Here is an 18,906-nt window from a genome sequence, read left to right on the forward strand (position 1 = left end):
ACGTTCACGCAGTTCAGAGCTGTACTTCCTCGGTGGTGCCATAGCTCCTCACCCTTCCAGGTTCAGGAGCCTCCAACCAACCCGGGGTGATCCATCCTTCATCGTTCAGTACGGCATGCACAATGCGCCGTAATTTTGGATCAAGCCAGCCCGATAGAAGATCCAACGCCTTCGGCTCCACAGCCGACAGATCCGCCGCCAACCACGCCCCCGCCGCCGCTCTCGGCGACACACCCCGCTCCGCGACGAACCCCAACGCCTGCACCAAGTCATAAGCCGCATGCCGAAACCGCTCACCCGGCGACAACTCGCCCACCGCAGCATCGGCCAGATGCGCCGGACAGCGAGCCGACCACACCTCTCGAAGCGCCACATCGCCGAGCTTCGCCGAACGGGCATCCAAACCAGGACTGTGCAACTCCGGCTCCACCATCGCCATCAACGCCGCCGCACGAGGGCGGAACCTGGCGTCGGCGCCCAAAACCGCCGCCGTGTCCGCGACAAGGGCAAGCAGGCGCACCGCCGAAGCGGCAGCCCCCGCCCGCACCCGCTCGCCGTACAACCCCGCCAGCGCCGACAACGGCGGCGGCACAAGCCACCGCACCCACTCGTCACCCGGCAGCGGCCGACCCAAAAACTCCCCGAACATCGACAACAACACCTCATTGCCGTCGAACGCCGGAGCATAAGCACACCACAACACCGTGCCCCACACCGCCGCCACCGTGCTCGGCACATCCCCGGCGAACACCGACACGAACGGCTCCGCCGCGATCGGGAAATCCTCCCGCGACCTACGACCATGAGCCTTCAACAGCCTGCGGACACCCTCCGACACGCCGCCAGGCACATCCGGGCCGACAAACCCCTGCGTAGAACCGCGGTCAAACGCGAAATCCGGCCCGAACGGCACAAGCTGCGGCACCAGCACCGACCCGCACCCCACCACCCGGGCGCCGACCCGCGCCTCCCCCACCGGAGGCGGAGCCAAATGCCAACGGCCATCAACGGGATCCTGCAGCCGCCAGCGGGCATTCGCCCCGAACAGCCACCGGCCGCCATCAGCAGCCACGACCACCCGCGACGCCACCTCACGAGCCCGCACCGCGAACGGCGACACCCCCCACCCGGGAAGAGCCACCAGCGCCCGCACATCGACCTCGACAGCCGAGAAAGCGTCAGCACGCACGTGGCGAGTTTAATTGCGCGTGTTCGATGGCGACGCTTCGCGTCGCGGCGAGGGGGCTCTTGGTCCGGTGTTTTCCCTCGTCGCTCTGGTCGCTGCGCTCCCTGCGTTCGTCAGTCCAAGCACCGGCGCCCCCTCGCGCTCCCGGGGTGGCCTGTTGTCTGGATGAGTGGCCTCCCGGTTTGGCGGGTCCAGGAGTTCAGCCCTCCTGCCCGGCCTTGTCGGGCTAGTGGGTGATGAATGTTCCTCTTCTGGGCAGGGTGTGGACATGCCGGCTGTCGCGGAGGAGGTTGATGGCGGCGCGGATCGTGTCGCGGGCGACGGCGTACCGGGTGGCGAGGGTGGTCTCGTTGGGGAGGCGCCGGCCTGTTGGGAGGCGGCCGTCGTGGATCTGCCGGCGGAGGTCGTCTGCGATCTCTTCGTATTTGAGGGGCGGGCGGAGTTTGGGGGCGGTCCGGGGGCCGACGTAGGAGCCTTCGGCGCGGATGGTGTAGATCGTGCCCTGTTCGCGGAGTAGGGCGATGGCGCAGCGGACGGTGTGGCGGCATACGCCGTGCTGTTGGGCCAGTCGGAGTTCTGAGGGGAGGGGTTGGCCGGGTAGGAGTGTTCCGTTGTGGATGTCGGCCCGGAGGCAGGCCGCGATCTGCTGGGGTAGGGGCATGGGTTCGCCTCGTTTCCGTGGTCGGGGGGCGGGGGCGGTTCAGGTGGGGGCTGTGAACTCCGCGCTCATGGGATAGGTCTGTGTGCCGGGTGGGGCGTCCCAGTAGCCGACCGCGTCGGCCAGAGCGTGGATGACCAGCAGGCAGCGCTCGTCGGCCGTCCCGGGGATCGGCCGGCGGGAGATGGAGCTGTGCCGCTGGCGGTAGGTGGGGATGCCGGTGGGGCCGCAGTGGTAGACGGTGACGCGCAGCGTCTCTCCGTGCGTGCCGAACCGCTGGACCTCGGCGATGAACGACGAGAAGAACGGACTGCCCGAGGCATGCGCGACGGCCGCGTTCACCAGCTCCGACATCACCGCCTCCGCGTCCTCGGCACGGTCGTGCCCGCGCAACATGCAGCGCACCAGTTCCCGCGCCTGCCGCGCCTGGTCGGGTCGACTGGGGAACAGGCGCCGCCACACCATGCCGTCGGGCATGAGGCGGTAGGCGGCGAGAAGCAGCCGGGGGTCGTCCATGCCGGTGGGCGGGGTGAACGTTCTTCCCCTGCTGTCCTTGAACACCGGGGTTGCTTGGGTATCGGCGGTGAGCGTCATCCCTTCACTCGCGCTCACTGCACACCGCCGAGGAAGTCGTCGTAGATGCGGGCAACGTTCGGCTTGGTGATATCGAGGTCTGGCCGAGGTCACGCACCTGGTCCTGCTTTCGCCTGGTTGGCGAGACGGTGGTTGCGCAGGGCGCGGAGCAGCCGCTCGGCCACCGCAGCGCTCAGCCGGCTGTCCGCGGGCGGAACGTGAGCCGCGCGCGAGGACGCCGGCCAGTGAGCGCCGGGCACGCGTCTGGGCAGCGGCGCCTGTCTACTCGCCCAGATGGGATCCGCACTGGGGGGTTTGCTGGGGATCTCCGGGGGCCTAGTATCCCGCATTGGATCGGACCTCCTCGTGTTTGGTTTTTCGGTCAAGGGCCCGCCTGGTGAAGTGGCTCTCGTGCTATCCGAACTTTTTCATGGACCTTACTTTTCGGCGGATACCGATTGCCTGAGCGCTCTGCTCATAATCGGGTACCGACTTTGATCCGCTAGGCAATAATCCATATGACCAGCAGTGGATATAAGCCCTGACGTGTGGCCAGCGGCCGTGGCCACACTTGGCCACAGGAGGGCCGGTTGACCGAAATCCCAAATTCCGGCTCGGAGGATACGGCTCCCTGGGTGGAGCTGGGCGAGCAGCTCAGGATGTGGCGCTCAGCCACCGGCATGTCCCTGAGGGATCTGGGGGCCGCGGTTCACATGGACTGGGCTCACATCGGAAGGATGGAGCGGGGGCAGCGAAAGATCCCCGGATGGGTCGTCGGCCGCTTGGAAGAAGCGTTGGGGACCAGCGGGGCCCTACGCGTGAAATGGGAGGAAGCAAATAGGAAATCGGGCACGGAAAGTCGCGACAAGGACATATCAGCTGATAGGCAGGAAGGGAATCCTATAGATATGGACGCACTTCGCCGAACGCTCGTTATGGGAGTGGCAGGAATGAGCGCTGCCGCCGCGCTTCCCATCCGGGAACTGGAGCAGCTGCGGGGTATCGTGGACACCACGCTCGGAACACCGCGCCTCGACGACTGGCATGAACGCGTATGGGAGTACGCCGTCCGCTTCGCGTCCGACCCCATGGACCACCTCGTACGCGACCTCGGCACAGACATCCTCGCCGTACACGAGCAGATGCAGTCCGCCCCTGGTGACCAGGTAAGCAACTGGCTCGCCGTCAACGCACACCTCACCGAATTCATGGCGCGGGCAATAGGCTCCGCCGGCCACATTCAGGAAGCGCGAGGCTGGTGGGCCACAGCACGCCAAGCCGCGCACAACTCGGGTGACCCCGACATCGTCTCCAGGGTCTACTCCAACGACGGCATGCACTGCCTGTACCACAAGCGGCCCCAGGTGGCCATCGCCCGAGCGAGGGTAGCGCTAGAGAGCTGCCAAGGCCGCCCGACGCGAAACGCTACCTCCGCTTGCGCTGTCCTCGCTCAAGCAAACGCCGTACTCGGCAACGCCGCGGCTGCACAGTCGTGGCTCCACAAACACGCCGATATCTTCAAGCACCTACCAGATGAGGTGAAGGCAGAAAGGCTCACCGCCGGGGGCTACCCCGAGGCTGCTGTGCTGCACACCCGCTCCTACGTCTTCACTCACCTGGGCAAGGAGACCGAAGGCCGACGGGCTCAGGAACTGGCCCTGGCCGCCTATGACCCTGGCGACACCAGGCAGATCGCATTGGTCAGCCTCCACCAGGCGATGCTTTCGGTCCGGCTGGGCGACGTCACGGAAGGGGTCGAGCACGCACGTCTGGTAACTCAGGGTATGGCTCCAGCGCTGCTCACGACCTTTGTGGCCAGCATGGCCACAGACGTGCTGCGTTCGATCCCGCCCAAGCACCGGACGCAGCCAGAAGCGCTCGAACTCAAGAAAATCCTGACGTTACCTCGTGGCGCATCATCCCTCAGTGTGTGACCGGCAGGTCGAGGAGGTAGATGTCGAAGAACGGGCGAGGCGCAGTAGGGAATCCGGCAGGTTTCCGGCCCAGGCAGCGCCACCCCCATCGTTCGTACATCTGCTGCACGCTCCGCGCCTCGGGATTGGTCGCCAGCGTGGCCCGTGTCTCGGCGCGGCTGTCGAGGAACGCGGTGAGCAGCCGACGTCCGATCCCCTGCCGTTGGTGGTCGGGATGCACCACCAGCTCGATCACCGCGCATGTCCGAGTGCCGTCTTCCGCGTAGAAGTCTTCGTCGGCCGGTGTGTCCAGCCCATTCCACCACCCGGTGCCGACCGGAAGCGGATAGCCGAAGCACAGTCCCACCAGGCCGCCGTCGCGGTGTGCCGTCATCAGACCGAACTCGGGCTGCTGGAACTGGCGTTTGGCCCGCGCTTCGAAATTGACGAAGTCCGTCTCTGTCTGGCTGTGCGGCGGTCGGCTGAATCCCGCCTTGTAAACAGAGAAGAGCTCGGGGAAGAGCCGCAGGGCCGTCGCGCCGTCATTCAGTGTGATCTGGACGTCGGGCATGCCTGGATTCTAGATCTCGCCCTGCGGATGGAGAAGTGCCCTCTCGCGCTCCCGGGGTAGCCGGTGGCCTCGGGGGGCTGGGGGTTAGAGGGGTTTGGCTTGGGTGTGGGTTTGGGCGAGGGACATGTAGTGGGCTGGGGTGTGGGCGAAGGTGGCGCGGTCTTCGTCGGTGAGGTCGCGGATGATTTTGCCGGGGACGCCGGCGACGAGGACGCCGGGGGGGATGTGTTTGCCGGGGGCAACGAGGGCGCCGGCGGCGACTAGGGTGCCGGCGCCGATTCTGGCGCCGTTGAGGACGATGGCGCCGATGCCGATGAGGGCGCCGGTTTCGATGTGGGCGCCGTGGACCATGGCTTTGTGGCCGAGGCTGACGCGGGGTTCGAGGACGGCGGGGAAGCCGGGGTCGGCGTGGAGGCAGCAGAGGTCTTGGATGTTGCACTCGTCGCCGACGTCGATGAGGGCGCCGTCGCCGCGGAGGACGGATCCGTACCAGACGTTGGCGGCGCGGCCGAGGCGCACGTGGCCGACGACGACGGCCCCCGGGGCTACGAAGGCTTCAGGGTGGATATCGGGGCCCGGAATGTCGGGAAGGGCTGCGACGTAGGGGCGATCCTTCATCCGGCTCATGGTAGTAGTCCGGGTTTTTCCACTAGGAGGTGGGCCGTTCCGCTTGCGGACTTGGACAGATAGCAGGAAAGTCGTCTCTTGACGTGTCGTTTCCCACCCCCACCACCACAACCCCACAGGCAGTGCCATGACAAACCAGCACGAGAGCTTTCCAGACCTGATGCAAGAGGACTCGTTCGAGGTCGTCATGCGCGGCTACAGCCGCCGCCAGGTCCACGACTACATGATCCGCACGCGCAACCAGGTCCGTGACCTTGAGGAACGGCTGGCGAGGGCGATCGACCAGGCGGAGCAGGGCCGCATTGAGTTGGCGGAGGCGCGGCGGAGGCTGGCCGAGGCTCCGCAGGATTACGACGAGCTCAGCCAGAGGCTGGCCCAGATTCTCAAGCTGGGCGAGGAGGAGGCGGCGGCCAAGCGTGAGACGGCCGACGCCGAGGCGGCGAAGACCCGCGATGAGGCCACGCATGAGGCCGAGCAGACGGTGACGAACGCCAGGGAGCAGGCGGAGGGGGTTCTGAGCTCGGCGCAGAATGAGGCGGAGCGCAGGGTGGGGGAGGCTACGGCGGCGGCTGAGCGGATGCTCGCGCAGGCCGGGGCCGACGCCGAGGAGACGCTCAATGCGGCCCGGGCGGAGGCCGAGGATGCGCTCCGTACGGCTCGCGCGGAGGCCGACCGCGTGCTGTCGACGGCGAGGCATGAGGCCGAGCACATGACGGAGAGTTCGCGGGCGGAGGCCGAGTCGACGCTGACCTCGGCGAGGGCCGAGTCGGAGAACACTTTGACGTCGGCGCGGTCGGAGTCGGAGAACCTGCTGACGTCGGCGCAGCGCCGGGCGTCGTCGCTGGACGAGCACACTGGGCGCAGGGTGAAGCATCTGACCGAGACGCACACCGAGGTGATGCGCCGCCTGAACGAGTTGGGGTCGGTGCTGGGCGATCTGCTGCACCGGGAGAATCTGGCGGGGCCGTTGATCGACGAGGCGGCGGTGCTTCCGCCGCCGCCTTCGATCGCACCTGTGCCCGCGCAGGTGTCCGCGTCTTCGCCGGGCGACCACGACGACCCTGATGTGGAGGCGGTGCGGGTCATCGTGGAGGACGGCGACGGCGAGGTCTCGGGCGAGGCGCGCCCCCGCGGTGAGGGGGAGGGCGAGGAGCGTGAGGTGGTTCGGCACGAGTCGGGTTTCGCCGATGACATCGACATGGACATGCGTCTCGCGGCGGCGGGTGAGGTGCGCGACCCGTTCACTCCGGCGAGGAAGTAGGAGCCGCGGGCTGATCCGGTGAGGGGTGGGACCTCGGCCCGGTAGGGGCCGGGGTCCCACTGCTGTCCGGGGTGTTGTTCGGTGTGGTTGGGCGGAAACCTCCGCCCCCGATGGGTCGGAGGTTTCCGCCCTGCTTGGTGGCCCGGTGCCGGGGCTGTCGAGATGCCCACCCTGGCACCGGGCGGTTCGGCGTCCCGTGGACCCCCCGCCCGGTGGTCCACGGGACGGTCTGTGTGTTCTTCCGGCGTCGGCCGGGTGTTGGGGAAGGCCGGTGTTGGGGAAGGCCGGTGTTGGGGGAAGGCCGGTGTTGGGGGAAGGCAGGGTGTGCGGTGTGGCTCGCGGGCGACGTGTCGGGCGCCTAGGCGCTTGGGGTGGGGCCGTCGGGGCCGTTCAGGTCGTCGCGGTCGTACAGGGGCTCGCGGCCGTACAGGAGCTCCCGGTGGTACAGGGGGTCGCGGTCGTGCGGGTCGTCGGCGGTGGCCGCTCGTTGGAGCTGGTCGGTCAGTTGGCGGCGTAGCCCGTCGGGGTCGTCGGCGTCGATGGTCATGGCGCAGCCGGCGTCCCGCTCCACCACGGTCAGCGGGTGGTGGCGAGTGGCCCACCACCGGCCCGCGTCGCTACGCCAGATGGTCCACGCGGGGAACTCCCGGGCTATGTCCGCGAGACGCCGGTCATAGGACATCTGTTCACCCTTCTCGGGCCCGGTTTGCTCCATTTCCACCACTGACGGTGCAGCAGTTCTCTAGAGAAATCAATCGTCTGAGTAGACAGGTCACCGTATCGTTCGGTGCGTCGGCTTGACGGATCGCATTCCAGGCATCTCAAGAGTTCGCGACGGGTGCTACGCGTCGAAGTCGTATTGAAGGACATACGCCGCCGAATCCAGCACCATCTCATTCAGCTCCACGGGCACACCTCCTCCGGCGTATGCCGTACGTCGGATCACGATCACCGGGGTCCCCGCGGGCAGGCCGATCATGGCGGCTTCGTCGGGGAGGGGCATGCGCGCCCGTACCTCCTCGGTGAAGGTCGCCGGGGCGTAGCCGAGGTCCCCGAGCCGGGCGTACACGCCGCCGGGCCCGGTGTCGGGCCTGGTGATGGCGCTGCCCTCGACGAGGTCGGCGGGGAAGAACGAGGCGGCGAGCTGGACGGGCCTGCCGTCCACCGAGTAGCGGCGCCGCCGTACCCACACTTCAGAGGCGCCCAGCACTCCCGTCATGTCGGCTTGCGCCGGCTCGCGGGAAATCCGCACTTCATCGACCGTGTACGGACGACCGCGTGTGTCCGAGTCCCAAATGGCCCTCCCTTGCGCCCACCGCTCGCGCGCGAGACGCCTCGATCCATGACGCCGAATCGGATTGAACTGGCGCACGTATACCCCCGATCCACGCTTGGGGACGGCAAGTCCCTCATTGATGAGAACCGCGAGTGCCTGGCGGGCCGTGGCGCGGGCTATGCCGTACTCCGCCATGAGGGCGTTTTCGCCAGGCAGTCGATCTCCATCCCGCAAGGAGCCGGACAGGATGGCGGTACGTAGTCTGTCGGCTATGCGCCGATAGATCGGGGGCTCGTGAGGTTCCGGGGTTTCCTGCACGTATGATCACCCTCTGTTACCAACCAGGTTTGGCGTCTCCAGAGAACTTGCCCCGCCTTGTCCACGATCGCACAGATACGCAGGTTGGTCCCGTGCTTCTTTTGAGCAGATCGTACCCATGTGGTGATCTGCGGGAGTTTTCGCGGTCCGTAACGGTGGGACGATCCTGCCCGCTATTCGGCCTGTTGGGCACGTAGGGGTAACTGTCTGGGTTTGTGTGGTTGTCAGCGGGGTTAGGTCCGGACTGGTATGTAGGTAATCGCTCCTTCCGCCCAGTCCTATCCGGCAAGACACTAGAACCTGGCCTCTGGGTAAGGGTGTTGCGGAAGGCCGCCGGGGTCAGCCTAGGGAGCGGGCGAGGGCCCGGGAGATACCGAGCGCGGAGGTTTTGACGGCCGGAGCCAGGCGGGTTGGCTGGAATCGCGCCAGGGGCACCGACACCGACAGTGCGGCCACGGCGGCGCCGTCCTGGAAGATCGGCGCCGCGATGCAGGCGCCGCCGAGCTGCGACTCCTCGCGGTCGTAGGCGAGCCCCGCGGCCTGGATCTGCCCGAGTGCCTCTTCAAGCTGTTTGGCGTTCACGATGGAGTGCGGGGTCAGCCGGCGCAGCGGGCGGGCGAGCACCTCCTCGACCAGTTCGGGAGGCGAGTAGGCGAGCAGGGCCTTGCCGACCCCTGTGCAGGTGAGCGGCAGCCGCCCGCCGACGCGGGACGGCAGGGCGAAGGACTCGTGGCCGCGGATCTTCTCCACGTAGATCACGTCCAACCCGTCGCGCACACCGAGGTGGATGGTCTCGTGGGTGGCCTCGTACAGGTCGTGCATGAACGGCAGCGCCGCATGGCGCAGGTCGCGTTCGAGAGGGACGATGCTGCCGAGCTCGAACAGGCGGCGGCCGAGGTAGTAGCCGTCGGGGCGGCGCTGGACGACCCCGATGGTGGTGAGTTCGGTGAGAAGACGGTAGGCCGTGGTCTTGGGCAGATGACAGCGTTCCGCCACATCCATCAGGCGCAGGGGCCCTCCGGTCGGACGGAACGCGTCGAGGACGAGCCACGACTTCTCCACCATGGACAGGCGGTCGAGGTTCCGTTTCACGGAACTCATTGTTGTTCAAACAGGGTAAGCACCTCTATACCCATGGGAGAGCAATGGACGGCGTGAGGAGAGCCTGTTGTTTGACCAGGTGAGCCACTTCATCGGTGGCGTGCCGGTCGCCGAAGGGCCCCTGTTCCCGGTGTACGACCCGGTGACCGGGACCGTGGTGCGGCAGGTCCATGAGGCGGACCGCGCCGTCGTCGACCGGGCGGTCTCGGCGGCCCGTACGGCACTGCCGGCCTGGGCGGCGCTGCCTGTCGCGGAGCGGGCGCGGTGGATGCGCCGCCTCGCCGACGCGATCGAGGAGCGCTTCGAGGACCTGGTGGCGGTCGAGATCGCCGACACCGGCAAGTCGATCAGTCAGACCCGGACCCTGGACATCCCCAGAGGCGCCGCGAACTTCCGGGCCTTCGCCGAGATCGCGGCGCAGCGGCCGGAAAGCACCTACCACCTGCCGGGCGCCCTCAGCTACACCGTGCGCAAGCCGCTCGGCGTCGTGGCCGTCGTCGTGCCGTGGAACCTGCCGTTCCTGCTCATGACCTGGAAACTTGGACCGGCGCTCGTCGCCGGCAACACCGTCGTGGTCAAACCCTCGGAGAACACCCCCGGCTCGGCCGCCGTGCTGGCCGAGATCGCGGCCGGGATCGGACTGCCGCCCGGCGTCCTCAACGTGGTCCACGGGTTCGGCGGCGGTTCGACCGGCCAGTTCCTGGTGGAGCACGACGGCGTCGACGCGGTGACGTTCACCGGCGAAAGCCGTACCGGCAGCTCGATCATGCGGTCTGTGGCGGACCGGGTGAAACCCGTGTCCTTCGAGCTGGGCGGGAAGAACGCCGGAGTGGTGTTCGCCGACGCCGACCTGGAGGCGGCCGTGGAGGGCGCGGTGCGGTCGGTGTTCACGAACGGCGGGCAGGTGTGCCTGTGCACCGAGCGGCTCTACGTGGAGCGGCCGGTGTTCGAGGAGTTCGCCGACCGGTTGGCGGAGCGCGCGGGACACCTCGTGTTCGGCAGGCCGCAGGACGAGAACACGACGATGATGCCGATGATCTCGGCCGAGCACCGGGACAAGGTGCTCTCCTACTACGACCTGGCCAAGACCGAGGGCGCGAAGGTGCTCGCCGGCGGCGGCGTGCCGGCGTTCGGCGACGACCGCGACGGCGGCTACTACGTGGAGCCGACCGTGCTCACGGGCCTGCCCGCCGAGTCGCGGGTGAACCGCGAGGAGATCTTCGGCCCAGTCTGCCACATCACCCCCTTCGACGCCGAGGCCGAGGCGGTCGCCCTCGCCAACGACAGCGAGTACGGCCTGGCCGCGACGGTGTGGACCACTGACCTGTCGCGCGCCCACCGCGTCGCGCAGCGCCTCGACGCCGGACTGGTGTGGGTGAACACCTGGTATCTGCGCGATCTGCGGACCCCGTTCGGCGGGGTGAAACTGTCGGGCATCGGACGTGAGGGCGGCGTGCACTCGCTCGACTTCTACTCCGAGCCCACCACGATCACGATCAAACTTGGGGAAGTCGATGGATGAGTGGGCGGAGGCCGCTGGACGTCTCCACGAGGCCGAGCGCTCCGGCAAGCCGTGCGCGCCGGTGCGCGACCTGCTGGCGCGGGCGGACCCGGCGACGGGCTACGCCGTACAGGAGATCAACACGCGCCGGTCGCTCGCGGACGGGCGGCGGCTGGTCGGACGGAAGATCGGGCTGACCTCGCAGGTCGTACAGCGGCAGCTCGGCGTGGACCAGCCCGACTTCGGGATGCTGTTCGCGGACATGGCGTTCCCCGACGGGCTGCCGATCCCCGCCGAGCGGTTCCTGCAGCCCAAGGCCGAGGCCGAGGTGGCGCTGGTGCTGGCGAGCGACCTTGAGGGCGGGCCGTTCACGGTCGCCGACGTGATCCGCGCGGTGGACTTCGTCCTGCCGGCCATCGAGATCGTCGACAGCCGGATCGCCGACTGGGACATCACGCTGGTCGACACGATCGCCGACAACGCCTCCAGCGGCGGGTTCGTCCTCGGCAACACACCGGTCGGGCTGCGCGGGCTGGACCTGCGGCTGGCGGGCATGGCCATGACCTTGCGCGGCAAGGAGGTGTCGACCGGCGCGGGCGCGGCGTGCCTCGGGCACCCGCTCAACGCGGCGGTGTGGCTGGCCGACGCGCTGGGCCGTACGGCGTTCCCGCTGCGCGCGGGGGACGTCGTGCTCACGGGTTCGCTCGGCCCGGTGGTGCCGGTCGCGGCCGGGGACGTGTTCGAGGCGCGCATCGAAGGTGTCGGCTCGGTCAGGGCGGTGTTCCAGTGAGTGGATCTGCGAAGGCGAAGATCGCGATCATCGGTTCGGGGAACATCGGGACCGACCTGATGTTCAAGGCCCTGCTCTCCCCACGGGTCGAGGTCAGGGCGATGGCGGGCATCGACCCCGAATCCGACGGCCTGGCGCGGGCGCGGCGCCGCGGCGTGGCGACCACGCACGAAGGCGTGGACGGCCTGGTGGCGCTGCCGGAGTTCGCCGACGTGGACATCGTTTTCGACGCCACCTCAGCCGGGGCGCACGCCTATAACGCGGCGACCGTGCGCGGGCACGGCAAACGCGTCATCGACCTCACCCCCGCCGCCATCGGGCCTTACGTGATCCCCCCGGTCAACGTGGAGGAGCACCTCAACGCCCCCGACATCAACATGGTGACGTGCGGCGGTCAGGCCACGATCCCGATCGTCGCCGCGGTGGCCGCCGTGACGCCCGTGCACTACGCCGAGATCGTCGCGTCGATCGCCTCGAAGTCGGCGGGCCCCGGCACCCGCGCCAACATCGACGAGTTCACCGAGACCACCTCGCGGGCCATCGAGCAGGTCGGCGGCGCGCGGCGCGGCAAGGCGGTCATCATCCTCAACCCCGCCGAACCTCCGCTGATCATGCGGGACACGGTCTACTGCCTGGTGGGCGACTGCGACCGGGACAAGGTCGCCGCGTCCGTCGCGGCGATGGTGGAGAAGGTCCAGGGCTATGTGCCGGGCTACCGGCTCAAGCAGGAGGTGCAGTTCAGCGACGTGGCGCCGGACGAGCCGGTGTGGACGATCGCGCCCGGCGTGCGGGGCGGCACGAAGGTGACCGTGTTCCTCGAAGTCGAGGGCGCCGCCCACTACCTGCCCGCCTATGCCGGAAACCTGGACATCATGACCTCGGCTGCGCTGCGTACGGCCGAGCGCCTGGCGGAGGTGCCGGCATGAAGATCTATGTGCAGGATGTGACGCTGCGGGATGGCATGCACGCCATCAGGCACCGCTACACCGTGGAGCAGGCGGCGCGCATCGCCGCCGCGCTGGACGCCGCGGGTGTCGCGGCGATCGAGGTGGCGCACGGCGACGGGCTCGCCGGAGGCAGCTTCAACTACGGTCCCGGCGCGCACACCGACGAGGAGTGGCTGACCGCCGTGGCCGGTGCCGTACGGCATGCGAAGCTCACCACGCTCCTCCTGCCGGGCATCGGGACGGTGCACGACCTTCGCAAGGCTCACGAACTGGGCGTCACGTCCGTGCGGATCGCCACGCACTGCACCGAGGCCGACATCTCCGCCCAGCACATCGCGGTGGCCCGCGAACTCGGCATGGACGTGGCCGGCTTTCTGATGATGTCCCACATGGCCCCCGCCGACGAGCTGGCGCGGCAGGCCAGGCTGATGGAGTCGTACGGCGCGCACTGCGTCTACGTCACAGACTCCGGCGGCAGGCTGACCATGGACGGCGTCCGCGACCGGGTGCGGGCCTACCGCGAGGTGCTGGCGCCCGAGACGGAGATCGGCATCCACGCGCACCACAACCTCGGGCTGGGGGTGGCCAACTCGGTCGTCGCCGTGGAGAACGGCACCTACCGGGTGGACGCGTCGCTGGCCGGCATGGGGGCGGGGGCGGGCAACTGCCCGATCGAGGTGTTCGTCGCGGTGGCCGACCTGATGGGGTTCGAGCACGGATGCGACCTCTACGCGCTGATGGACGCGGCCGACGATCTGGTCCGGCCGCTCCAGGACCGGCCGGTGCGGGTCGACCGGGAGACGCTGACGCTCGGCTACGCCGGTGTCTACTCCAGCTTCCTCCGCCACGCCGAGGCCGCGTCGGACCGCTACGGGGTCGACACCCGCACCATCCTGACCGAGGTGGGCCGCCGCCGTATGGTCGGGGGACAGGAGGACATGATCGTGGACATCGCACTCGATCTCGCCCGTGGGGGCACGACGGCCGGTGCGCACCGCGGGGGTGGCGCGTGAGCCTCGCCCAGACCCTCGACCGCGCGACCCGTACGGCGCGAGCCGTCCCCCAGCCGCCTCCCGGCGCGGTGGCGGGCTCCCCGGAGGCCGAGGTCCGGGCCGCCTATGACGTCCAGGACGACCTGGTGCGGTTCCGGCTGGACCGCGGAGAGCGGCTGACCGGGGCGAAGCTGGGCTTCACCAGCGAGGGCAAACGCCGCCAGATGGGGGTGCACGATCTGATCCTCGGCCGGGTGACCGACGGCATGGCCGTACCCGACGGGGCGGACCTCGACCTGTCGGCGTTCATCCATCCGCGCGTGGAGCCCGAGGTCGTCTACCTCCTCGGCCGCCGCATCGCCACCGTCGCCGACGCCTTCGCCGAGGGCGCGGTCGCCGCGGTGGCCCCCGGCATCGAGATCATCGACTCGCGCTACGAGAACTTCCGCTTCTCCCTGGCCGACGTCATCGCCGACAACACCTCGGCCGCGGGATATGCCGTCGGGGCGTGGCAGCCGTACGATCCCGCGGCCTGGAACCGGGGCGTGGTGTTCGAGCTGGACGGCCGGCCCGCGCATATGGGGTCGACGGCGGCCATCCTCGGCGACCCGCGCCGGGCCGTCGTCGAGGCGGCGCGGCTGGCCGAGCGGATCGGGCTGGTGCTGGAGCCGGGGTGGCTGCTGCTGGCGGGGGCGGCGACCCCGGCCGAGCCGCTGACGCCGGGCACGCACGTGCGCGTGGAGGTCCAGGGGCTGGGGTCGGTGTCGTTCACCGCCCGCCCGGCAGGGGAGGGGGCGTCGTGACCGACGGTACCGGCTCCGCTGCCGATGCCTTGACCGTGGCCGGGAAGGCCACCCCCCGCGGCAGGTTCCCGCATGTCAAAAGGGTCGGGGACTTCGTCTGGGTCTCCGGCACCAGCGCCCGGCTACCCGACAACAGCATCGCCGGCGCGCGGGCGGACGAGTTCGGCACGGTCGACCTCGACATCCGCGTGCAGACCCGCGCGGTCATCGAGAACATCCGCGACCTGCTGCGCGCGGCGGACGCGGACCTCGCCGACCTCGTCCAGATAACGACGTATCTAGTGAACATCAATGATTTCGGGGGATACAACGAGGTCTACGCCGAGTACTTCGACGAGACCGGACCGACCAGGACCACCGTCGCGGTCCACCAACTGCCCCACCCCCATCTGCTGATCGAGATTCAGGCCGTTGCCCATGCCTACAGGCCGAAGGAGCGCGCATGATCCCGCCCATCGACTTCAACAAGTGGATCGACGACAACGCCCACCTGCTCAAACCGCCGGTGGCCAACAAGGTCATCTTCGAGGACGCCGAGAACCTCTTCGTCATGGTCGTCGGCGGGCCGAACAAGCGCACGGACTACCACGTCGACCCCTATGAAGAGCTCTTCTACCAGGTGCGCGGCAACATGCACATCAACATCATGACCCCGGACGGTCCGGACACCGTCCACATCCGTGAGGGGCAGATGTGGCTGCTTCCCCCCAACGTGCCGCACTCGCCGCAGCGGCCGGAGGAAGGGTCGGTGGGCTTCCTGGTCGAGCGGGTCCGCCCCGAAGGGGTGCTGGAGAGTTTCCGGTGGTATTGCCAGGACTGCCATGCGGTCGTGCATGAGGTCGAACTCCAGGTCCGCGACATCGTGAACGACCTCCCGCCGGTCTTCGAGCGGTTCTACGCCGACGACAAGGCACGCACCTGCGGCAACTGCGGTGCCTACCACCCGGGCAAGGGCTGATCGTTGATCGTCGACGTTCATTCGCACTACGTGCCTCGCGGCTGGCCGGACCTCGGCTGGCCGGAGGCGCCCCGGCTCCGCGTCGAGTCCGTGCGCGAAGCCGTCATCATGATGGGCGACCGCGAGTTCCGCAGGATTCAGGACGACTGCTGGGACCCCGGCCGCCGCCTCGCGAGCATGGACGCCGACGGGGTGGACGCGCAGATCGTCTCGCCGACACCCGTGTTCTTCGGCTACGACCGGCCCGCCAAGCAGGCCGCGGGCATCTGCGAGGTCTTCAACGACCTCGCCCTCGACATCTGCGCCGACAAGCGGCTCGTGCCGTTCTGCCAGGTGCCGCTGCAGGACCCCGACCTGGCCTGCGCCGAGCTCGACCGGGCCCTGGCCGCGGGCCACGCCGGGGTCGAGATCGGCAACCACGTCGGCGACCAGGACCTCGACGCCGAGGGCATCGTGCAGTTCCTCCAGCACTGCGCGCAGGTCGGCGCCCCCGTCTTCGTGCATCCCTGGGACATGCCGGAAGGCCCGCGGCTCGACCGCTGGATGGCCCGGTGGCTGGTCGGCATGCCGGCCGAGACCCACCTGTCGATCCTCGCGATGATCCTGGGCGGGGTCTTCGACCGGCTGCCCGACACCCTGCGCATCTGCTTCGCCCACGGCGGCGGTTCGTTCGCCTTCTGGCTCGGGCGGTTCGAGAACGCCTGGCACCGCAGGTCCGACGTGATCGGCGTCTCGGAGTTCCCGCCGTCGCACTACCTCGACAGGTTCTCGGTGGATTCGGTGGTCTTCGACGAGAGGGCGCTGCGCCTGCTCGTGGACACCATGGGAGAGGACCGCGTCATGCTCGGCTCCGACTTCCCCTACCCCCTCGGCGAGTCGCCGGTCGGCTCACTGATCCGCGAGGCGGAGTTCCTATCCGGTACGGCACGTGCCAAGTTGCTTGGCGGCAACGCGCAGAGGTTTCTCGGGCAGGCATGGAATCCCCCGAAATCCGGGACAGAGGGATAGTCCGGATCAAAGGCGCAATTGGAGAGTGATGATGACCCGCGAAGAATGCGAGGCCCTGGACGCCGCCGACCCCCTGAGGCACTTCAGGGATGAGTTCGCCCTCCCGGACGGCGTGATCTACCTGGTGGGCAACTCCCTCGGCGCGATGCCCAAAGCCGTGACGCAGCGGGTCGCGACCGCCGTCAACGACGAGTGGGCCAACCGCCTCGTCGGCGGATGGAACAGCGCCCGGTGGTACAACCAGCCCACCGACCTCGGCGACCGGATCGCCCCCCTCATCGGCGCCGGACCCGGCGAGGTCATCGTGGGCGACTCGACCAGCGTCGCGATCTACAAGGCTATGGCGGCAGCCGTACGGCTCCAGCCCGGACGCCGCGTCATCCTGTCGGACCTCGCCAACTTCCCGACGGACCGCTACATCGTCGAAGGACTGGTCAAAGGGCTCGGCGGGGACTACCGGATCCGCGACATCGGCGACCTGGACAGCGCACTCGGCGACGACGTCGCCGCGGTCCTGCTCTCACAGGTTGACTACCGTACGGGAGCGCGCCGCGACATGGCGGCCGTGACCGCGCGCGTCCACGCCGCCGGCGCCCTCATGGTGTGGGACCTGTGCCACAGCGTCGGAGCCTTCCCCATCGAGGTGGGCGAAGCCGACTTCGCGCTCGGATGCACCTACAAGTTCCTCAACGGCGGCCCCGGGTCGCCCGCCTTCCTCTACGCGGCTCCCCGCCACCACGAAAGCGCGGAGAACATCCTCTCCGGGTGGTACAGCCACGCCGACCCCTTCGCCTTCGAAACCGCCTACCGGCCGGCCGACGGCATCCGCCGCTTCGCCGTCAGCACCCCCCACGTGCTGTCCGGCATCGCCCTGTCGGCGGCCCTCGACATGTGGGAACGCGTGGACCTCCACGAGGTGCGGGCCAAGAGCGTGGCCCTCACCAGCCTCTTCATCGACCTCGTGGAATCCTCCTGCGGCCGGGACCTCACCCTCGCGAGCCCCGCCGCCTCCGGCGAGCGCGGCAGCCAGGTGAGCTTCCTGCACGACAACGGCTATCCGGTGATGCGCGCCCTCATCGACCGGGGAGTGCACGGGGACTATCGCGCGCCGAAGCTCCTCAGGTTCGGCTTCGCGCCGCTCTATCTGCGCTACGTGGACGTCTACGACGCGGCGGCCACTCTGGCCGAGGTGCTGGGCAAGGAGCTCTGGCGGGACGAGAGATACGCCGAGCGGCTGGCCGTCACCTGAGCGGGGCTGTCAGGCGGGGCCGTCGGTGTCGAGGAGCGCGACCAGGCGTTTGGGGGCGATCGTGCGGTAGCTCTCGTCGACCCAGTCGAGCAGCAGGTCGACGCCGTGCCCCGCATGCCCGCCGTGCCCGGCATGCTCGGCCGCCGCGAGCGGGACGGTCACCCATCCGGACCGCCCGAGGTTGTGGGACGTCGGGACGGCGCCGGGCACGGAGAGCGCGTGCCCGTGCGACTGGCGCAGTTTCACCGAGAACTGCGGGCGCCATGTGTCGGCGGGCTCGTCGGGGCCGAGGAAGACGAAGATCTTCTTATTGACCTTGACGACCGTCTCGCCCCAGGGGTGCTCCTCGTAGGCTTCGGGCAGCCTGAGGGCGAACTCCCGCAGTCTGTCGCGAACCTCGTGCCAGTGCTCCATGCCGCCATTGTGGCCGACCGGTCCCGCAGTCCCGGTCGCGCAGTCCCGGTTTGACGGTCTCCGTCCGATGGTCGCAGTCCGGTGGTTTCGGTCGGCCGGGCCGCCGCCGAAACGCGAACTTCGCTATCGGGGAGATTCCGTGACAAACGTGCCGAGTCCCTGCAAGTGAAACTCCTCGTCGGGGAAATCGGCGTTCTTGTGCCGCTCGGCCAACTCCTCCTGTCGCTGGAGTTTTCCTATGAGGATCGCAGCCGTATCGGCATCCACGGTGTTGGCGTACCCGTCGAACGGCAGGCTTCCCGACACGGCACCACGGCGGGTGGCATACCAGTTACCGGCATCGCTATTCCAGATGAACCACTCCGGCCATTGTCGACGCAGCTCTTCGAGCTGGGCGGATCGCAGGCGAATACTCATGCTGTCACCTCGGTGTATGCCGACCTGAGGGGAGGGCGGAGAGGATTCACAGGCCGGTCATAGCCAGGACGCTACGGGCGGCATGAGTCAGGGACAACATTTGTTCATATTTATTGAAAGATCCACTTTCAAAATGAGCCATATAATACCTACCGTATCGATAGGTAACGCGCTGGGATGATTGCACCGGTAGCCCACCTTCCCCCTGAAGCGGGAGCAGGGTGATGAATGCCCCAAGATCCCGCAGTGGGTGCCGCAGTGGGTGCCGCAGTGGTCCCGAGGTGGGGCCCGCGGTGGGGCCCGAGGTGGGCGACCCGCCGTACCTCCGGGGCCTGAACGCGGA

Annotated in this window: 21 protein-coding genes and 1 pseudogene; 12 read left to right on the plus strand and 10 right to left on the minus strand. The window is 68.5% G+C overall.

Features of this window, described 5'->3' with window-relative positions:
- Positions 1 to 13: 13 nt before the first annotated feature.
- From BLQ73_RS24720 to BLQ73_RS24730, 3 genes are all read right to left on the minus strand, one after another.
- Positions 14 to 931 carry a hypothetical protein gene (locus BLQ73_RS24720; RefSeq protein ID WP_143020421.1) on the minus strand — a complete coding sequence of 306 codons (918 nt, stop codon included), beginning with the start codon at positions 929 to 931 and terminating at the stop codon, positions 14 to 16.
- A 481-nt stretch (positions 932 to 1,412) separates the two neighbouring features.
- A complete protein-coding gene (locus tag BLQ73_RS24725; RefSeq protein WP_093173889.1) occupies positions 1,413 to 1,847 on the minus strand; it encodes a GntR family transcriptional regulator in 435 nt (144 codons plus the stop codon).
- 39 nt (positions 1,848 to 1,886) lie between these two features.
- Positions 1,887 to 2,456 carry an ATP-binding protein gene (locus BLQ73_RS24730; protein ID WP_143020422.1) on the minus strand — a complete coding sequence of 190 codons (570 nt, stop codon included), beginning with the start codon at positions 2,454 to 2,456 and terminating at the stop codon, positions 1,887 to 1,889.
- Positions 2,457 to 3,052: 596 nt separating this feature from the next.
- On the opposite strand from BLQ73_RS24730, the pseudogene BLQ73_RS35120 reads away from it, so the two are divergent.
- Together BLQ73_RS35120 and BLQ73_RS24735 are read left to right on the plus strand one after the other, a co-directional pair.
- Positions 3,053 to 3,223: pseudogene (locus tag BLQ73_RS35120) on the plus strand (helix-turn-helix domain-containing protein); the annotation flags it as partial.
- Between the two features lie 144 nt (positions 3,224 to 3,367).
- Positions 3,368 to 4,351 (plus strand): hypothetical protein, encoded by a 984-nt coding sequence (locus tag BLQ73_RS24735; RefSeq protein WP_245691363.1) that lies wholly within the window; start codon positions 3,368 to 3,370, stop codon positions 4,349 to 4,351.
- Here BLQ73_RS24735 and BLQ73_RS24740 read toward each other — a convergent pair.
- Together BLQ73_RS24740 and BLQ73_RS24745 are read right to left on the minus strand one after the other, a co-directional pair.
- Positions 4,341 to 4,901 (minus strand): GNAT family N-acetyltransferase, encoded by a 561-nt coding sequence (locus tag BLQ73_RS24740; RefSeq protein WP_093173895.1) that lies wholly within the window; start codon positions 4,899 to 4,901, stop codon positions 4,341 to 4,343. The genes BLQ73_RS24735 and BLQ73_RS24740 overlap by 11 nt on opposite strands.
- Before the next feature lie 84 nt (positions 4,902 to 4,985).
- Positions 4,986 to 5,519: a gamma carbonic anhydrase family protein gene (locus tag BLQ73_RS24745; protein WP_176955656.1), complete on the minus strand. Its 534-nt coding sequence runs from the start codon at positions 5,517 to 5,519 to the stop codon at positions 4,986 to 4,988.
- A 136-nt stretch (positions 5,520 to 5,655) separates the two neighbouring features.
- On the opposite strand from BLQ73_RS24745, the gene BLQ73_RS24750 reads away from it, so the two are divergent.
- Positions 5,656 to 6,789: a coiled-coil domain-containing protein gene (locus BLQ73_RS24750; protein ID WP_176955657.1), complete on the plus strand. Its 1,134-nt coding sequence runs from the start codon at positions 5,656 to 5,658 to the stop codon at positions 6,787 to 6,789.
- A 358-nt stretch (positions 6,790 to 7,147) separates the two neighbouring features.
- Here the strand turns inward: BLQ73_RS24750 and BLQ73_RS34275 are convergent, their stop codons facing one another.
- The 3 genes from BLQ73_RS34275 to BLQ73_RS24765 form a co-directional block, all read right to left on the minus strand.
- Positions 7,148 to 7,471: a hypothetical protein gene (locus BLQ73_RS34275; RefSeq protein WP_245691365.1), complete on the minus strand. Its 324-nt coding sequence runs from the start codon at positions 7,469 to 7,471 to the stop codon at positions 7,148 to 7,150.
- 159 nt (positions 7,472 to 7,630) lie between these two features.
- Entirely contained in the window at positions 7,631 to 8,383 is a 753-nt protein-coding gene (locus BLQ73_RS24760) for a GntR family transcriptional regulator (RefSeq protein ID WP_093173899.1), read from the minus strand.
- 339 nt (positions 8,384 to 8,722) lie between these two features.
- The gene (locus BLQ73_RS24765) at positions 8,723 to 9,484 is read right to left on the minus strand and encodes an IclR family transcriptional regulator (protein WP_218126004.1); all 762 of its coding nucleotides are present in this window, start codon (positions 9,482 to 9,484) and stop codon (positions 8,723 to 8,725) included.
- A gap of 67 nt (positions 9,485 to 9,551) precedes the next feature.
- On the opposite strand from BLQ73_RS24765, the gene BLQ73_RS24770 reads away from it, so the two are divergent.
- The 9 genes from BLQ73_RS24770 to kynU are packed head-to-tail and all read left to right on the plus strand — an operon-like array spanning position 9,552 to position 17,732.
- Complete coding sequence (locus tag BLQ73_RS24770) at positions 9,552 to 11,006, plus strand: 2-hydroxymuconic semialdehyde dehydrogenase (RefSeq protein WP_093173901.1); 1,455 nt, start codon at positions 9,552 to 9,554, stop codon at positions 11,004 to 11,006.
- The gene (locus tag BLQ73_RS24775) at positions 10,999 to 11,775 is read left to right on the plus strand and encodes a 2-keto-4-pentenoate hydratase (RefSeq protein WP_093173903.1); all 777 of its coding nucleotides are present in this window, start codon (positions 10,999 to 11,001) and stop codon (positions 11,773 to 11,775) included. Before BLQ73_RS24770 ends, BLQ73_RS24775 begins: the two co-directional genes overlap by 8 nt.
- Entirely contained in the window at positions 11,772 to 12,701 is a 930-nt protein-coding gene (locus BLQ73_RS24780) for an acetaldehyde dehydrogenase (acetylating) (RefSeq protein WP_093173905.1), read from the plus strand. The genes BLQ73_RS24775 and BLQ73_RS24780 overlap by 4 nt, the downstream gene beginning before the upstream one ends.
- Complete coding sequence (dmpG, locus tag BLQ73_RS24785; protein ID WP_093173907.1) at positions 12,698 to 13,735, plus strand: 4-hydroxy-2-oxovalerate aldolase; 1,038 nt, start codon at positions 12,698 to 12,700, stop codon at positions 13,733 to 13,735. The genes BLQ73_RS24780 and dmpG overlap by 4 nt, the downstream gene beginning before the upstream one ends.
- A complete protein-coding gene (locus BLQ73_RS24790; protein ID WP_093173909.1) occupies positions 13,732 to 14,517 on the plus strand; it encodes a 2-keto-4-pentenoate hydratase in 786 nt (261 codons plus the stop codon). The genes dmpG and BLQ73_RS24790 overlap by 4 nt, the downstream gene beginning before the upstream one ends.
- Positions 14,514 to 14,963 (plus strand): RidA family protein, encoded by a 450-nt coding sequence (locus tag BLQ73_RS24795; RefSeq protein WP_176955658.1) that lies wholly within the window; start codon positions 14,514 to 14,516, stop codon positions 14,961 to 14,963. The genes BLQ73_RS24790 and BLQ73_RS24795 overlap by 4 nt, the downstream gene beginning before the upstream one ends.
- Entirely contained in the window at positions 14,960 to 15,475 is a 516-nt protein-coding gene (locus tag BLQ73_RS24800) for a 3-hydroxyanthranilate 3,4-dioxygenase (RefSeq protein WP_093173911.1), read from the plus strand. The genes BLQ73_RS24795 and BLQ73_RS24800 overlap by 4 nt, the downstream gene beginning before the upstream one ends.
- 3 nt (positions 15,476 to 15,478) lie before the next feature.
- A complete protein-coding gene (locus BLQ73_RS24805) occupies positions 15,479 to 16,483 on the plus strand; it encodes an amidohydrolase family protein (protein ID WP_093173913.1) in 1,005 nt (334 codons plus the stop codon).
- Positions 16,484 to 16,511: 28 nt separating this feature from the next.
- Positions 16,512 to 17,732 carry a kynureninase gene (gene kynU / locus BLQ73_RS24810; RefSeq protein ID WP_093173915.1) on the plus strand — a complete coding sequence of 407 codons (1,221 nt, stop codon included), beginning with the start codon at positions 16,512 to 16,514 and terminating at the stop codon, positions 17,730 to 17,732.
- Positions 17,733 to 17,741: 9 nt separating this feature from the next.
- Here kynU and BLQ73_RS24815 read toward each other — a convergent pair whose 3' ends face one another.
- Positions 17,742 to 18,146, minus strand: coding sequence for an MmcQ/YjbR family DNA-binding protein (locus BLQ73_RS24815; protein WP_093173917.1), 405 nt, complete (start codon positions 18,144 to 18,146; stop codon positions 17,742 to 17,744).
- 123 nt (positions 18,147 to 18,269) lie between these two features.
- The gene (locus BLQ73_RS24820; RefSeq protein ID WP_093173919.1) at positions 18,270 to 18,563 is read right to left on the minus strand and encodes a hypothetical protein; all 294 of its coding nucleotides are present in this window, start codon (positions 18,561 to 18,563) and stop codon (positions 18,270 to 18,272) included.
- Between the last annotated feature and the right edge of the window lie 343 nt (positions 18,564 to 18,906).

This window comes from Sinosporangium album (assembly GCF_900100605.1).
GTDB lineage: Bacteria > Actinomycetota > Actinomycetes > Streptosporangiales > Streptosporangiaceae > Sinosporangium > Sinosporangium album.

Excerpts from the sequence above, each read along its gene's own strand:
- BLQ73_RS24725 (WP_093173889.1), bottom strand. The coding sequence starts at position 1,847 with ATGCCCCTACCCCAGCAGATCGCGGCCTGCCTCCGGGCCGACATCCAC.
- BLQ73_RS24735 (WP_245691363.1), top strand. The coding sequence starts at position 3,368 with ATGAGCGCTGCCGCCGCGCTTCCCATCCGGGAACTGGAGCAGCTGCGG.
- BLQ73_RS24740 (WP_093173895.1), bottom strand. The coding sequence starts at position 4,901 with ATGCCCGACGTCCAGATCACACTGAATGACGGCGCGACGGCCCTGCGG.
- BLQ73_RS24745 (WP_176955656.1), bottom strand. The coding sequence starts at position 5,519 with ATGAAGGATCGCCCCTACGTCGCAGCCCTTCCCGACATTCCGGGCCCC.
- BLQ73_RS24750 (WP_176955657.1), top strand. The coding sequence starts at position 5,656 with ATGACAAACCAGCACGAGAGCTTTCCAGACCTGATGCAAGAGGACTCG.
- BLQ73_RS34275 (WP_245691365.1), bottom strand. The coding sequence starts at position 7,471 with ATGTCCTATGACCGGCGTCTCGCGGACATAGCCCGGGAGTTCCCCGCG.
- BLQ73_RS24765 (WP_218126004.1), bottom strand. The coding sequence starts at position 9,484 with ATGAGTTCCGTGAAACGGAACCTCGACCGCCTGTCCATGGTGGAGAAG.
- BLQ73_RS24775 (WP_093173903.1), top strand. The coding sequence starts at position 10,999 with ATGGATGAGTGGGCGGAGGCCGCTGGACGTCTCCACGAGGCCGAGCGC.
- dmpG (WP_093173907.1), top strand. The coding sequence starts at position 12,698 with ATGAAGATCTATGTGCAGGATGTGACGCTGCGGGATGGCATGCACGCC.
- BLQ73_RS24800 (WP_093173911.1), top strand. The coding sequence starts at position 14,960 with ATGATCCCGCCCATCGACTTCAACAAGTGGATCGACGACAACGCCCAC.
- kynU (WP_093173915.1), top strand. The coding sequence starts at position 16,512 with ATGATGACCCGCGAAGAATGCGAGGCCCTGGACGCCGCCGACCCCCTG.
- BLQ73_RS24815 (WP_093173917.1), bottom strand. The coding sequence starts at position 18,146 with ATGGAGCACTGGCACGAGGTTCGCGACAGACTGCGGGAGTTCGCCCTC.
- BLQ73_RS24820 (WP_093173919.1), bottom strand. The coding sequence starts at position 18,563 with ATGAGTATTCGCCTGCGATCCGCCCAGCTCGAAGAGCTGCGTCGACAA.